This window comes from Clostridium sp. CTA-5, assembly GCF_054768135.1.
Genome location: NZ_BAAAAT010000003.1, coordinates 1 through 15731 on the forward strand (window position 1 = coordinate 1; position 15731 = coordinate 15731).

Consider the following 15731-nt stretch of genomic DNA (forward strand, 5'->3'; position numbering starts at 1 on the left):
AGATGATTACTGTATAAATAATTCCTATACTTAAAATTCCTTTTACTATAGTCTTAGCATTCATTTTTCCTAACTTTAAATTCATACAACTGTTCCTCCTTTTAGAGAATTCTATGATTGAGTATTAATAATTTTTAAAACAAGACCATTTATTAAATATATATGCTTTAGCTTCTAAAAATCTAAAAAAGAAAAGAATAAAAAAAGAAAAAAATTTTAGAAGTTTAGAATTTAAGAATTTGCTTGTATAATGCGACTTAACAAGAATTTTAATTTATAATTTTATTATTTTTATGTATTTTTAAAAATAAAACCATATATCCTATTTAACAATTGAAAATAAAATTGTTAAATAAAATTTTAGGAGTGAATAAAAATGGTTAGTGATAAAATTAAAGTTTGTTCAGAAAATAGTGAGTGCTTTGATAAAAAGCAAATAGCATTAGCAATAAGAAATGCAACATTTGAAGATCGTTTAGGTTGTTCTTTGCTTGAAGAATGTGTTATAAGAGATTGTGAAGGGTGTAGTCTTAAATTTATATGTGATGGAATTGATGAACTGTCAAAAGATTATATTGATCATACTACTACAGTAGTAACTACATTTAAATTTGATTAAGATTTTATTTTAAATTAGAGTATATTAACAAATCCAAGGTTAAAAATAAACCTTGGATTTTAATTTACATGTTCAATTTTTGGAGTAAGGTTACATATATATTTATTAATTTTTCTTAGAGCATTAGTCTTTCTATTAACAGCAGTAGAGTAGCACATATCTTTTAAATCAGAGTAAAGCTTGATTGTATTATTTTTAAAGAAAACAAAATCTATAAGTTCTTTTTCCTCTTCACTTAAATTATTAATAGCTAATCTTAAAGTTTGAAAAGCGCATTTATCACAAAGTATATCTTCTAAGTTAGAATTATCAGAGGGTAATGTATGTTCTAAATTATCACATAAGGTAAGGGCTTCATATCCTTCAGTAGAACTTCTATTTTTAGATCTTTTTATGAGATCATTTATATTATTTTTTATTCCATTGGTAGCGTAAGCAACAAATCTATGTTTTTCTAAGTTATAGGATTTTAAGCATTTAAGTAAATTTTTATAACATTCATTTTGTACATCATATAGATCATATCCATCTATAAAAGTTCTTTTTGAAAGATTTAATATAAAAGGTCTAAATTCTTCAATAAGTTTTTCTTTAGATAATTTATCTCCATCTTTAGATTTTCTAACTAAATTCTCAATATAATTATAATCCATATAACCCTCCTTGAAGTTATTAAAAGATACACTAAATAACTACATATTGTGTTTTGATAAAAAATATTTCTATATATAGTATATATGTACTTGAAACCATATATCGTATAGAAATATAAAATTAATTAAGAAGAAGTTTGATAATATTATAAACTTAGCAAAAACTATATTAGAAAGTAAGATTACTAGTGATGTAAAACAGAATCTTATATTTTATGCTATAAGAATTTTAGGAAGAGGATTACAATCAGATTATATGAGATAGTTATTATATATTAGTGAAGATGAAAATAATAATGTTCTAAATTTAGAATGAAAGAGTATAGGTTTTGATGAAAGGCGTTTGTTAGTAATGGATATTGATTAGATGATGCAAAGGTCAGAAGGATTTGAAAGTTTCACTTTTTCTACTATTAAACTATAATTTTTTTAGATAAGATATCATATAAAATGGCTCATAGAGCCATTTTATATGATAGGAAATGTTGCCTACAAGGATAATAAGTTATATTTTTTATAAAATTTTAATATTTTAATTTTCTCTTCATTAGATGGACTAGAAAGTATATTATTTCTAAGTAATAATATGTTTTTATTACAGTCAATTATAATATATACTTTTTTTTCTATAATAATTGAGGGAAAGCCTCCAGAGGCAATATCGGAATTTATTATTCTATAATTATCAGTGTATTTTAACATATCATTTTCTGATATGTTTGCATCAATAATATGAAGATATTTATACTTATCTCTAAATGCAAAATATATAATAAGTCGCCTCCTGTTTACATTTATGTTGTATAATAATATATATTATTACTATTATTAACTTATTAATTAAAAATAAACATTGAGAGGTAAATATATGGAATTAAATGCGATAACGAATGAATATTACAAAGATGATGCAGCTCAAATGCTAGTAGAATTGCTAAAAAAAGAAGAACTTGATTTACATGAAAGTATTGTATATTATAATTTTCCAATGTTTAAGGAAATAGATGAAGATATAGTTTATCCTAACATTTGTATCATTTCAAAGAAACATGGAGTTGTACTTATTATAACTGATAATTCTTACGATCGTGAGATTAATGAAGAATATATAATGATGATGGATGAAAAATTATCTCAAATATATTCTTTAATTAATGGGAAGTTTATGAAAGTTAGGGAGCTGAGAGAAAATAAGAAGTCATTAAAATTTGAGATTTCTACCGCTATATTTTTACCTAACTATAGTCGAAAAATAGATTTAGAATTAGAGAATGTATGTATTAGTAGCTTAGATGCTATAAAAAAAATATTTAATGATATTAAATTAAAAGATGTGATAGACGAAAATATAGTCAAAATGATAACTTCTATTGTAGAAGGATCTAATGGCATAGTGAAACCGGCAGAACGAAAACTAGAGAACAATGATATCATGACAAAAGGAAAGGCTTTAGTTGAACTAGAGAAAGAAATAAATAACTTAGACAAGCAACAAAAGTTTGCTGCATTAACTCAAATTAATGGTCCACAAAGAATTAGAGGGTTAGCTGGTTCAGGCAAAACAGTGATTTTGTGTATGAAAGCAGTAAATATATTAATGAAGAATCCTAATGCTAAGATATTATATACATTTTATACAAAAAGTTTATATGAACATATAAAGTTACTTATTTCAAGATTTTATAGAGTATATTTTGATAAGGAACCAAATTTTGAAGATTCAATTCATGTAAGACATGCTTGGGGAGGGAAAAATTATCCAGGTGTTTACTATGATGCCTGTAGAAATAATAGAGTAAGTCCATTAATATTCAGTCAGGCATTGGGGCCAAATAAATTTGATTATGTTTGTACAGATTTATTAGATAGGACAAATGGAAAATTACTAAAAGAATATGATTATGTTTTAATTGATGAAGCACAGGATTTTTCTCCTTCATTTTATTGGATTTGTAGAAAGATAACTAAAAATGATAACTTAGTTTGGGCATACGATCAATTGCAGAATATATTAAATGTGGAAATACAAGATACTAAAACTTTGTTTAAAAACAAGTATGGTGATGAAGGTATAGATTTAGAAAAGCTTTTAGATTGCCATCCAGAATTAAATAATGATATTGTTTTGCCTGTATGCTATAGAAATCCAAGAGAAGTATTAGTTTTAGCTCACGCAATAGGATTTGGCATTTATAATGAAAATATAATACAGATGCTAGAAAATGCTGAGCATTGGAATGACAATGGTTATGAAGTTATACAAGGCTGTTGTATTGAAGGTGAAGATACAATAATTACACGACCAGAGAAAAATAGTCCACTTTCAATTTCGCAAAAGTATAATATGAAAGAGATAATAGAATGCTACAAAGCGGATAAATTTAGTGAAGAATTAGAATGGATTGCAGAGTCTATAAGTTATAACATATCAGATGAATTATTACCACAAGATATTATGATTATTTGTATAGATGAAAAAAATATGTGGAATTATTATAATAGATTATCTTCATCATTACAAAAGTATAAAATATACTTGAATAATACATTAGAAACTTATAATAATGAATTTTTTAGAATAGGATGCGTAACATTTACTAGTGTTTATAAGGCAAAAGGTAATGAGAGTGCGTTAGTGTATGTAATAGGTTGCGATGTATTTAAGTCACAAAAAGAAAGTATAAATATGAGGAATAAATTATTCACAGCATTTACTAGATCGAAGGCATGGTTAAAAGTAACGGGTATAGGAGAAGACTTTGAATATTTAGAAAAAGAAATAAAAAGTGCAACGAATAAATTTCCTAATTTAGAATTTATTTATCCTAATAATGACGAGGTTAAGAAACATCAAAGAGATCATAGTAAATTAAATTCTGATAGAGAAGCATTAGCAAATTTGGTTCAAGAATTTGCTAAGCAAAGAGGATTGAGTCCTGAAGAAGCAATCAAACTTTTTAATGAGGGAATTAGTGAAGGAGATAATACAAAAAAATGAGTATTGAAGCCTATATAAATATAGGATATAAAAATTCAATTCAATTGCTAAAAGAATGTGATTTATATAAGAATGAAAATAAATCAAGAAAAATGACTTTTAGTAAAGAAAAAATCTCAAAAGACTTCATTTCAATTTGTCAGAAAGACAATTATAAAGAAATCTATGATGTTGCCCTTAAAAAAGGAGATTATGATATTTTATTAAAAGACAAGAGCTTTTTTCAATTTACGTATGTTAAAGATGATGATAAAATTGTGGAAATACGATATGCTTACTATAATGTTCCTTTTACAGCAGAAAGCTACGAGAATTTTTTGAAATTTAATGATTTAGATTATCGCGAAGTAGGAGAAAGTTTTTTAGATGAGTATGATCAGTATATTTCAGAAGCTGATTTGAAAAAGCAGGTAATACCCATAAGATATGATTATGATAGTGTAAGACATGATCCAATAGTGCACTCTTCATCACACATGCATTTAGGCCATAATAATGAAGTAAGGATACCTTGTGATAGAATTTTAGCTCCTGATACTTTTGTATCGTTTGTGATAAGGCATGTTTATTTTAAATATTATAAAAATGTTATTAAAGAAGAGAATTTTAAAAAAATATATTTTAATAAAGATAAGATAAGTAAAAATATTGCTGCATTAAATGAAGAAGAAAAATGTGATATATATTTATCTTAAGCACTAGTATTATTTAACTCATAATACATATTGAATTTTTAAGAATTATTATTTACTCAAAATAGTGAAATTCTTAGATAGCAAGCACGTAAAATGGTGCAAATATCTCTGAGGTTTAAAAGTTTCAAAGTATAAGTTTATTAGTTTATTGAATTATTAAAAAATTGTAGCCTAAAGTAGAAATTAAATTTAAATAGATGAAAAGTCTTTATTATTTAAAGATGAAGAAGGTGAGAAATAAAATGACGGATATAGAATTACTAGAGATATTAAAAATTGGTGAAACTGTTGACGTAGAGTGTAAAGAGGCAGAAAATAAAATCCCTAATGCATTATGGGAAAGTTATTCTGCTATGGCCAATACCAATGGTGGAATAATAATTTTAGGAATTAAGGAAAATAAAAGTAAAGGAACGTTTGAAGTTCAAGGGATAAAAAATGTTGATAAAAGAATTCAAGATTTTTGGAATACTATAAATGGAAGTAAAACGAATAGAAATTTACTAATTGATGAGGATGTACAAAAATTAACTATTGAAGATAAAGATGTTTTAGTAATAAATGTTCCAAGAGCAAGTTACAAACAACGTCCTATATTTTTAAATGAAAATCCTTATAAAGGGACTTATAAACGTAATGCTGAGGGAGATTATAAATCAACAGAAGATGAAGTTAATGCAATGATAAGAGATGCATCAGAAGAAGGTAATGATGGTGTAATACTTGAGGATTATACTATAAAAGATTTAGATGAAGATACAATAAAAAAATATAGGAATAGGTTTAGTTCGAGAGAGCCAGATCATCCTTGGAATGATCTTAGTAATGAAAAATTTGTTGAAATGCTAGGGGGAATAAAGGAAGATAGAAGAAGGAAAATTAAAGGTGTGACAGTAGCTGGAATGCTTATGTTTGGAAAAGGTCTTTATATCAGAGATTTATTTGCTAATATAAATTTAGATTTTAGAGAAGAAATTAATGTGGATTCTAACCAAAGATGGTCAGATAGATTTACTATAGATGGAACGTGGGAAAATAATCTTTATAACTTTTATTTTTCAGTAATCAATAAATTGACAAGCAATGTAAAAGTACCATTTAAATTAGAGAATTTAGAGCGTAAGGATGATACTTTAGTTCATCAAGCAATAAGAGAAGCATTTGTAAATCAAATAATACATGCTGATTTTAATATACAAGGAACATTAAAAATTATAAAAACTAAGGATAGTTTAGAGTTTACTAATCCAGGAAATTTAAAAATAGATCTTGAAAGCATATTTAAGGGTGGAAACTCTAAAAGTAGAAATCCTAGAATTCAAAAGATGTTTTCTTTAATAGGACTAGGTGAAGGTGCAGGATCAGGATTTCCTAAAATATTAGCAGCATGGAATGAACAAAATTGGAGAACACCAGAGTTAAAAGAAGAAATTAATTTAAATCAAGTTTCTTTAAAATTATGGATGATATCTATGTTGCCAGAAGAATGTTTACAAGATTTAAAAGAAATATTTAGTAAAGATTTTAATTCATTTAATAAGGATGAGGTATTAATACTTGCAACAGCCTACTTAGAGGGTACTGTAAATAATGCTCGTATTCAGTTAATGATGGATAAACATTCATATGATATAACAGGAATACTACATGATTTAGTAGAAAAGGGAACTTTGTTAGTAGATGGTTATGGAAAAGGAAAAGTATATTATTTAAATTATGAATATAATTCAAAGGTTGATTCTAATAAAATATTTATTAAAGATAAACCACTAAATAATGATCAAATAAACATTTTAGAATATATAAATCAAAATGGAAGCATTAGTAACAAAGAATGTAGAGAAACTTTCAAATTTGGAAAAACAAAAGCATTTGGATTAATTAAACAATTGGAAGAATTGGGGAAAATAAAAAAAGTCGGCAAAGGATCATTAACTAGATATACATTAGCCGATTAAAATAAATCGTTCGTTAATCGTTCGTTAATCGTTCGTTAATCGTTCGTTAATCGCCCGTTTAAGAGGTCAATTAAACGGGCGATTGTTATATAAAAAATAATTTTGTATAAATATTAACTTAAATTGAATTATTATTATAATAATAAACTTAAGTGAAATGGAATTTAGGGAAATTTTGTTAATAAAATTTCCAGATACAAATATATGGAAAACTTTAGTATTAACATATCCTAAATAATGTTATTTTATAAGGGGCAAAGTGGGGGGCAAAACATAAAAATTAATGCTTTGTGTACAAACTTAAAGTAGCATGGTTGATGGGATTCATTTAAAATAGGTTTCTTATCACGTTGTGCTACGGCTTTTTTTATTTGCAAAAATAGATTAATTATCTTACTGAATGAAAATAAGCTTTAATGAAAATAAGCTTTAATGAAAAGAGAAAGTATTAAACTATATCTATACTATCAGCTAATCTATCTAAGTTAGAAATAGCTTTTTATTTATGTTATATTTTTAAGTAATTGTTTAAGATTTTTGTTATTAATAAAATAAATGTTCCATATGTTTTATGGAACATTGTTTATTTTGAAATTAGTACATTTTGTTTTTGTAATAATTTTATTGTTAAAAATAGTACTACCTTTTCATTAATATCGTGAAATGTTTGTTCATGATTCGGTTTACACTTTTTATTTGTTGTATTTTCAAGAATATCAGATTCAAGAAATTCAGCACTAATTAATTCACAGAATACTTTTTCGTTAAAGAATTCAATTGATCTAAAATTTTGTTCTCGAATATCTCTTCCATTTAGATCTTCTTTACAAGGATTACACATTCCGATGTTAGTTTGTAATATTTCAGCTTTATCCGGATGAGTATTTGTTTTAAATTTAGGCGGAGTTTTAAATATAACTCTAGTAGTGCATTTAAAAGGAATATCAATTGTGATATGTTTTAATTTACCATTTAATACTCCTCTGAAATTATACTCATTAGTAGAATACTCTATATTCTTTCGAATAAAACCAGATAGAAATAATATTCCGGTATTAGGCTTGTCATTTTCAGAATTTTGAATAAGTTTGCACTGATTTAAATAAGCATTTTTTCTAATGTGTTTAATTTCTAATATATTATCCTCTAGTTTAAGTAAAGATTCAATAGTTATAGTTATATTACATTCTGTCAATACTACTGGGATATTTACAGTTACAGGTAAAGTAGTTGTATCTGATGTATGAGGGATGTTTTCACAAATAGGTAATGTTTCAGAAGAAACTGTTGTTTTGCAAGTCTCAATATTGCACCTATCTTTTTGATTTATATGAGTACTATTATATTTATATGAACAATATTCATTTCTCCTTCTAAGATATTCTTCATACTGCTTTCTCTTAAGTTGATTATAATATTGTCTTGAGCAGTGTATTCTTGTCATGATTTATCCTCCTATTAAAAACAGACCTAAAGCTCTCTTAGTAAGTTTTAGGTCTGTAAGATAGTACTTAATATATAATTCTGAGAGAGTAATTTATATTCAATTATCGATTAAATTACTAAATTTTAAATCTTCTTATAATCCTATAGCTGCAACTCTTACTTGTTGTTGTTGTAATACCTTTAGTGTTAAATTAACAACCAATTTTTCTGTAAGTGTTGTGAATGATTGTTCTGTAGGAAGAGTACAACTAGCAGTTGGGTTTGTGTGAATATCAACCTCAGTAACAAATGCATTGACTAATTCAGTAAAAGGTTTTTCATTGAAAAATTCTGTAAATGCGAAGCTTTGGTCACAAGGATTACGTCCAATTACTGGATCTGCACAAATATCACAACCTCTAAGTGTATCTGTGAAATATTCTAATTCGCTTGGAGTAGTGTTTTCAGCTAAAACGGGTGGTCTAATAAAAGTAATTCTAGTAGTAAAGTTAAAAGGTACTTCAACTGTACAGTGTCTTATATCTCCACAAAAATTTGGACTACCAGCAGTAGTACAAGTTTGAGTAGCATATTCAATATTTTTTCTTATAAAACCTGCTATAAATAATATTCCAGTATTAGGAGCTGCAGCTGTTGAAGAAAATGGAATAAGACGAGATTGAGTCAAAAATACATTCTTTCTGATTCTTTTAATTTCTATAGCAGCTTGATCTAATGTGATAGTAGCTTCAACAGGAATTGTTATATTTGTTTCTGCTAATACAACAGGAAGCTTAAGAAATACGGGTCCAGCTGGAATAATAGCAGGAGTCACAGCATTTTGTTCAGTTAGTGATTCTATTTGAGTAGCAACAGTTGCACAAGGCTCTTGTTGTAAACTTCCACAATCATTTGTATTTTGTATATTTAATCCTTTGTTAGTATTCACAATAAATTCCTCCATTTATCTATTTAGTAAATATTTTTATATTATTATAGTATGCAAGTATATCATTTTTGGTCCTAATTAGTATAATTTTTATAAGAAATAATCTTAATAATAGGTTTTATTTTTTTATGTTTTGATAAAATAAATTATTTATATTAAAAAATTACATAATTATATTATTATAAGGTTGTATGTTAAAATACTATTATAAATATTGTTTTAATTAAGCAAAATTTATATTAAAGTAAAAAGATATTGGAGAGAGTATTTTTTATGTTATATGAAAAAACAACTAATATAGAAGTAAGAAAATACAACAGAAATACTATTTATAGATTTATATATAATAGTGAAAAAACATCTAAACAGGAAATAGCTAAAAATTTAGGGGTTAGTTTACCAACTATTACTCAACATTTAAAAACTTTACTTGAAGAAGGATTAATTATTGAAGATGGAGAGTTTGAATCTACTGGTGGAAGAAAAGCAAAAGCAATAGTTTGTGTTAAAGACTCGAGAATTTCTGTAGGTCTTGATATTACTAAAAATCATATAAGTATAGTTTTAGTAGATTTAGGAGGCAATATTTTAAAAAATATAAGAATAGAAAAACGTTTTGAAGATACTACTGAATATTATAGAAATATTGGGGATACATTATGTGAATTCATAAAAAATAGTAAATTTAAAAATTCAAAAATTTTAGGTGTGGGGATTTCTATTCCAGGAATTATTTCTCAGAATAAAAAAGAGATAATAGAATCAAATGTTTTACATGTGAAAAATATAAAGTGTGAAGAATTAATTAAACAAGTACCATATGATTGCATTTTTTGTAATGATGCTAATGCAGCAGGAAAAGCAGAATTATGGAATGAGGATAATGGTAAGAATATAATTTATCTTTCATTAAGTAATAGTGTTGGAGGAGCAATATCTTACAATAAAAAAATGTACTTTGGAGACAATGAACGTGCTGGAGAATTTGGACATATGATAATAGTTCCAGATGGTAAGAAATGTTATTGTGGTCAGAAAGGATGCGTTGATTCATATTGTTCAGCAAAAGTTTTATCAGATAGTGCTGATGGAAATTTATTTAAGTTCTTTACTTTACTCAAAAATAATAATAAAGAACAAGTTGAAATTTGGGAAGAATATGTTGAAAAACTTTCTATTATTATTAATAATTTAAGAATGGCATTTGATTGCACTATTATATTAGGTGGATATGTAGGAGCATATTTAGATGAACACATTGATAAAATTAAAAAATGTGTATCAAGATATAATATGTTTGAAATAGATATTAATTATTTAAGAGCTTGTCATTATAAATTAGAATCTAGTGCAGTAGGAGCAGCATTATTGCATATAGAAAATTTTATAAATCAAATTTAAAAATAAAAAGTTATAAAAACATTTAAAGAAAATAGTCACTATATTTTAGTGGCTATTTTTTAGTGGCATTGAATAAAGAACAAATATTATTTTATAAAAACTTATTGACAAATTAAGAAAACGTTTCTATTATATTACTAAAGGACTTTTGCAAAACTACTTTAATAAGTTAAGTGAAGGAGTATTTAGATGAGAATTGAAAAAATAAGAAGTAGAACAATCATATCTAATAAGTATGCACTTCGAGTAAACGATTTGATACAAAAAGCTATAGACATTATATCTGGAATGTTTATACCTATTATTAACGTAATGAGTGCAGCAGGAATTTTAAAGGGGATTGTTGCCATATTAGAGGCACTGAACATATTATCAAGTAATAATGATACATATATAATTTTTAATAGTATAGCAGATGCATTTTTTTACTATATTCCTGTATTTTTAGCATTTACTTGTGCTAAAAAATTAAAAGCTAATCAATATACAGCTGTTTTTATAGCAGTTATAATGTTACATCCTAATATAACAAATTTATTCAAGGAAAAAAGCATAATTGATTTTATAGGGATTAGTGTTAATTCTGTAACTTATTCATCTAGTGTAATTCCAATAATACTAGCAATTGCACTTTTACATTATGTTGAATGCTTTTTCGATAAAATCATACCAAGTGTAGTAAAAGAATTTTTTACGCCATTATGCTCTGTTTTAGTAGTAGTCCCTATAACATTTATTGTATTTGGACCTATTGGAACTATAATTGGAAATGTTTTAGCTAATGTATACACAAATGTTTATGCGTTAAATCCAATTTTGGCAGGAGCCTGCTTAGGATTTTTAATTCAACCTATGGTTATATTTGGATTCCATTGGAGTCTTGTTCCATTAGCAATTAATAATATTGCATTAAATGGTCATGATACGATTTTGGCTTTAATGGGACCGGCAGTTTTTGGACAAGCTGGGGCAGCTTTAGCAGTATTTTTTATTACGAAAAATAAAAAGTTAAAAACCGTAGCAGCATCAGCATCAATTTCAGCTATATTTGGAGTTACAGAGCCAGCATTATTTGGTGTAAACCTTTTGTTAAAAAGACCTTTACTTTTTGTTTGTTTAGCTGGTGGAATAGGCGGTGCTATAGTTGGAGCTAGTGGTTCAAGTGCGATGTCTTTTGCATTCCCAGGAATAGGAACAATACCAGTTTTTTTAGGAATCGGATTTAAAGGTTTTCTACTTGGATGTTTAATTGCATTTATAATAAGTTTTTTATTGACAATAATATTTAAATTTAAAGACGTAGATATAGATAATCAAAATTAAATAGAAAAATACTTTATCTAAAAATTAGATAGATTATTAAATATAAAATTTATGTTTTAAGTAAAAGTTGATATTTATAGTACTTTTGTAATATCAAGACTATTTTAAAACATATGTAATATAAATTTCGAAAGGATGATTAAAAATGGATGGAAAAATGAAAGTAGCAGTAATGAATGGAATTGGAAAAATGGGATTTGAAGAAAGAGAAATACCTAAGGTATTAGATAATGAAGTCCTTGTAAAAATAGATTATGTAGGAATTTGTGGTTCAGATCTTCATTATTATGAAACAGGAAGAATTGGCGATTACATAGTTGAACCACCATTTGTATTAGGACATGAACCCGGTGGTGTTGTAGTTGAAATTGGTAAAAATGTATCAAATCTTAAAGTAGGAGATAGAGTAGCTTTAGAACCAGGAAAAACATGTGGTCATTGTGAATTTTGTAAAACAGGAAGATATAATCTTTGTCCAGATGTAATATTTTTTGCAACACCACCAGTTGGAGGAACATTCCAAGAATATGTAGCACATGAAGCAGATCTTTGTTTTAAATTACCTGATAATGTAAGTACTATGGAAGGTGCATTAATAGAACCACTTGCAGTAGGATTTCATGCAGCAAAGCAAGGGGAAGCTCATGCAGGACAAAGTGCAGTGGTATTAGGTGCTGGATGTATTGGACTTGTTACAATGCTTGCATTGAAAGCAATGGGAGTAACAGAAATATATGTTGTAGACATTATGCAAAATAGATTAGATAAAGCATTAGAATTAGGAGCAACAGCTATAATTAATGGAAAAGAAAAAGAGTCAGTAAAGGCTATTTTAGAGTTAACTAATGGTAAAGGTTGCGATTTAGCGTTTGAAACAGCAGGAACAGAAATCACTTCTCAACAATCAGTTAGTATGGTTAAGAAAGGTGCAAACATAGTATTGGTTGGATATGGAAAAAGTGGTATGATGAATATGCCAATGAGTTTAGCTTTAGATAAGGAAATTACTTTTAAAACTGTATTTAGATATAGACATATTTACCCAATGGCAATTAAGGCAGTAGAAAGTGGAGCTGTAAATTTAAAAGGCATTGTTACAAATATTTTTGATTTTGATGACATTCAAAATGCAATGGACTATAGCATAAATAATAAAGCTGAAATTGTAAAAGGAGTTGTAAAAATTTCTAAATAGTAAATGTTTTAAGAAGGAAGGTTAAGGATTTGGTTGATAATATGTTAGGAATGGCTCATATAGGTATTCCAACTAAAAATATAGAAAAAACTAAAGAATTTTATAACAGTTTAGGTTTTAAAGTTTTAATGAAAACATTTAATGAAGAAGCAAAGGAAAAAGTAGCATTTCTTCAATTAAAGGATATAGTATTAGAAACTTATGAAACATTAAATGTGGCTGAAAAATCAGGTGCAATAGATCATATAGCTATAAGCGTTGATAATATTGAAGAAGTATTTACAAAAATTAAAGGAAACGGATATTGTTTATTACATGATAGTATTCAATATTTACCTTTTTGGAAAAATGGTGTTAAGTTTTTTATGATAAAAGGTCCATCAGAAGAAAAAATAGAATTTTGCCAAAAGTTATAGTTTTTATAGAAATGGTTTAAAAAATAGTTGTTAAAAGAGAGGTAGTAATAATGTTTGATGTAGTTGCAATAGGTGAATTATTAATAGATTTTACATTTGGTGGGAAAGACGATTCAGGTAATACTATATTTTGTCAAAAGGCAGGGGGAGCTCCAGCAAATGTTTTAGCAGCAAATAGCAAGTTGGGCGGAAAAACAGCTTTTATAGGAAAAGTTGGACAAGACTCATTTGGAGAATTTTTAAAAGAAACACTTGAAAATTTAAGCATTAATATAAAAGGATTAGTAAAAACAAATAAAGTAAATACAACTTTAGCGTTTGTAAATATAGATAAAAATGGAGAACGCTCATTTAGTTTTTATAGAAATCCTGGAGCGGATATGATGCTTCAATATGAGGAAGTGAATAAGGAAATTATTGATCAATGTAATATTTTTCATTTTGGTTCTGTATCTTTAACAAAAGGACCTTCACAAGAAGCAACTTTAAAGTCTGTTGAATATGCAAAGAGAAAGGGAAAAATCATAAGTTATGATCCTAATTATAGACCTCTTTTATGGGATGATAATAAATATGCAAAAAAAATGATGTTAGAGGGATTAAAATTTGCAGATATTATTAAAGTTTCAGAGGAAGAACTAGAATTACTAACTGGTGAAACAGATTTAATACAAGGCTCAAATGAGTTAGCTAAAAATGGTGCTAGCTTAGTGCTAATTTCACTTGGAGAAAAAGGATCATTTTATAGAAAAGACAATATTTATGGATTAGTTGAACCTTATAAAGTGAAGGCAATAGATACAAATGGAGCAGGAGATTCTTTCTTTGGGGCATTACATTATAAGTTAAAGGGGAAAAGCTTATTAGATATAAAAAAAATGTCAAGAGAAGAAATTGAAGATATCATTAAGTTTGCTAATGTAGCAGGAGCTATTACAACAACAAGAAGCGGTGCAATATCAGCATTACCAGAATTAAAAGAAATCGAAAATATGATGTTATAATATAAAGATAGTTTACTCTAATAGTATTTGGTATAAATAGAATACTATTTTGAGTAAACTATTTTTTATAATATTTATATGTTGTATTAAATAATATTATATATTGAAATATAATGCCACTAAAAATAAATATAATAAAATATATAAGTTAATTTTTATGTTTACTATTATTCAAATAAAAACTTTTCAAGTTCCTCAACTTTATTGAAATAATAATCACAATTTTTCTTCATAAAGTCTATAATTAAGTTGTTTGTGTGTGACCAGCCAGCACCAACAAAATCGACGTGACAACTCTTTGCCATATCAAGGCCTGGCTTTAAATCATCAATCATTATTAAGTCAGTAGGATTAAGTTTGTACTTACGCATAATTTCTTGAAGTGGATAAGGATTGGGCTTACGTTCCTCTTCACAGCGTTCCCAACCAAAAATTATATCTGGAATAGTTCCGCAATTTTCTAAATAGTCACGATTTATATTTTTACTATAGGAATGAGAAACTACACAAACTAGTCCACCTTCTTCTTTTTGCCTTTGGATAATTCTTTCAAAACCGCTATAGAAAGATGGTATATTGTATTGTACATATTCATTCCATTTAGTAACTTGATATTTCATTTCATCATCTGTAAACTTCAAAATATCAAAGCATAAAGAATTAAAACCAGGATCAAAGCAATACATCATAAATTCATCTAGAGTTATTTCTGTGTTTGGACGAAGTTTAGATAATGTATTTTTAAATACTGGAAAGTGTATTTCAGGTGTACTTCTAACAACTGTGTCATCATGATCAAGTACTAAACATTTATATTTCAACATAGCTTGACTCCTTTTTATATTTATTATTTTTAACTTTTAATATTATATATAGCATATATTAACCTTTAGAGAAAGAGAATTTTATTAATTAATTCTTTAATATCATATATTAAAGAATTAATTAATATATATAATATAAGACTTTTTTATTGTATATAAGATTATAGAAATTTAATTATACCACGTTAATGAAGTTAATGTATTTTGTATATTCAAAAATTTTGTTCAACCATTTTTTCTAAAGTGTAATCGATTAACTAAAATGATTGAT

The 15731-nt window shown here is 26.5% G+C and carries 13 protein-coding genes; 9 read left to right on the forward strand and 4 right to left on the reverse strand.

Annotated elements, in window-relative coordinates; all coding sequences use genetic code 11:
- Positions 1-376: 376 nt before the first annotated feature.
- Positions 377-619, forward strand: a complete 243-nt coding sequence (locus ACYUET_RS08080) for a hypothetical protein (RefSeq protein WP_460278807.1) — start codon at positions 377-379, stop codon at positions 617-619.
- Between the two features lie 59 nt (positions 620-678).
- Here the strand turns inward: ACYUET_RS08080 and ACYUET_RS08085 are convergent, their stop codons facing one another.
- Complete coding sequence (locus tag ACYUET_RS08085; protein WP_460278808.1) at positions 679-1272, reverse strand: sigma-70 family RNA polymerase sigma factor; 594 nt, start codon at positions 1270-1272, stop codon at positions 679-681.
- An 868-nt stretch (positions 1273-2140) separates the two neighbouring features.
- Between ACYUET_RS08085 and ACYUET_RS08090 the strand changes: the two genes are divergently transcribed.
- From ACYUET_RS08090 to ACYUET_RS08100, 3 genes are all read left to right on the forward strand, one after another.
- Entirely contained in the window at positions 2141-4270 is a 2130-nt protein-coding gene (locus ACYUET_RS08090; RefSeq protein ID WP_460278809.1) for a DEAD/DEAH box helicase, read from the forward strand.
- Positions 4267-4965, forward strand: coding sequence for a DUF2290 domain-containing protein (locus tag ACYUET_RS08095; RefSeq protein ID WP_460278810.1), 699 nt, complete (start codon positions 4267-4269; stop codon positions 4963-4965). Before ACYUET_RS08090 ends, ACYUET_RS08095 begins: the two co-directional genes overlap by 4 nt.
- 242 nt (positions 4966-5207) lie before the next feature.
- Positions 5208-6923: an RNA-binding domain-containing protein gene (locus tag ACYUET_RS08100; RefSeq protein WP_460278811.1), complete on the forward strand. Its 1716-nt coding sequence runs from the start codon at positions 5208-5210 to the stop codon at positions 6921-6923.
- A 583-nt stretch (positions 6924-7506) separates the two neighbouring features.
- On the opposite strand, the gene ACYUET_RS08105 is transcribed toward ACYUET_RS08100, so the two are convergent.
- Both ACYUET_RS08105 and ACYUET_RS08110 read right to left on the reverse strand, forming a co-directional pair.
- Positions 7507-8367 (reverse strand): CsxC family protein, encoded by an 861-nt coding sequence (locus ACYUET_RS08105; protein WP_460278812.1) that lies wholly within the window; start codon positions 8365-8367, stop codon positions 7507-7509.
- Between the two features lie 135 nt (positions 8368-8502).
- Positions 8503-9297: a CsxC family protein gene (locus tag ACYUET_RS08110; RefSeq protein WP_460278813.1), complete on the reverse strand. Its 795-nt coding sequence runs from the start codon at positions 9295-9297 to the stop codon at positions 8503-8505.
- Positions 9298-9570: 273 nt separating this feature from the next.
- On the opposite strand from ACYUET_RS08110, the gene ACYUET_RS08115 reads away from it, so the two are divergent.
- The 5 genes from ACYUET_RS08115 to ACYUET_RS08135 all read left to right on the forward strand — a co-directional run bounded on the left by ACYUET_RS08115 (position 9571) and on the right by ACYUET_RS08135 (position 14636).
- Positions 9571-10698: an ROK family transcriptional regulator gene (locus tag ACYUET_RS08115; RefSeq protein ID WP_460278814.1), complete on the forward strand. Its 1128-nt coding sequence runs from the start codon at positions 9571-9573 to the stop codon at positions 10696-10698.
- Between the two features lie 189 nt (positions 10699-10887).
- Entirely contained in the window at positions 10888-12021 is a 1134-nt protein-coding gene (locus ACYUET_RS08120; RefSeq protein WP_460278815.1) for a PTS transporter subunit EIIC, read from the forward strand.
- A gap of 145 nt (positions 12022-12166) precedes the next feature.
- Positions 12167-13216, forward strand: coding sequence for an NAD(P)-dependent alcohol dehydrogenase (locus ACYUET_RS08125; RefSeq protein ID WP_460278816.1), 1050 nt, complete (start codon positions 12167-12169; stop codon positions 13214-13216).
- Positions 13217-13245: 29 nt separating this feature from the next.
- The gene (locus ACYUET_RS08130) at positions 13246-13632 is read left to right on the forward strand and encodes a VOC family protein (protein WP_460278817.1); all 387 of its coding nucleotides are present in this window, start codon (positions 13246-13248) and stop codon (positions 13630-13632) included.
- 50 nt (positions 13633-13682) lie between these two features.
- Positions 13683-14636 (forward strand): carbohydrate kinase family protein, encoded by a 954-nt coding sequence (locus ACYUET_RS08135; protein ID WP_460278818.1) that lies wholly within the window; start codon positions 13683-13685, stop codon positions 14634-14636.
- 167 nt (positions 14637-14803) lie between these two features.
- Here the strand turns inward: ACYUET_RS08135 and ACYUET_RS08140 are convergent, their stop codons facing one another.
- Positions 14804-15460 carry an HAD family hydrolase gene (locus ACYUET_RS08140; RefSeq protein WP_460278819.1) on the reverse strand — a complete coding sequence of 219 codons (657 nt, stop codon included), beginning with the start codon at positions 15458-15460 and terminating at the stop codon, positions 14804-14806.
- Positions 15461-15731 lie beyond the last annotated feature (271 nt).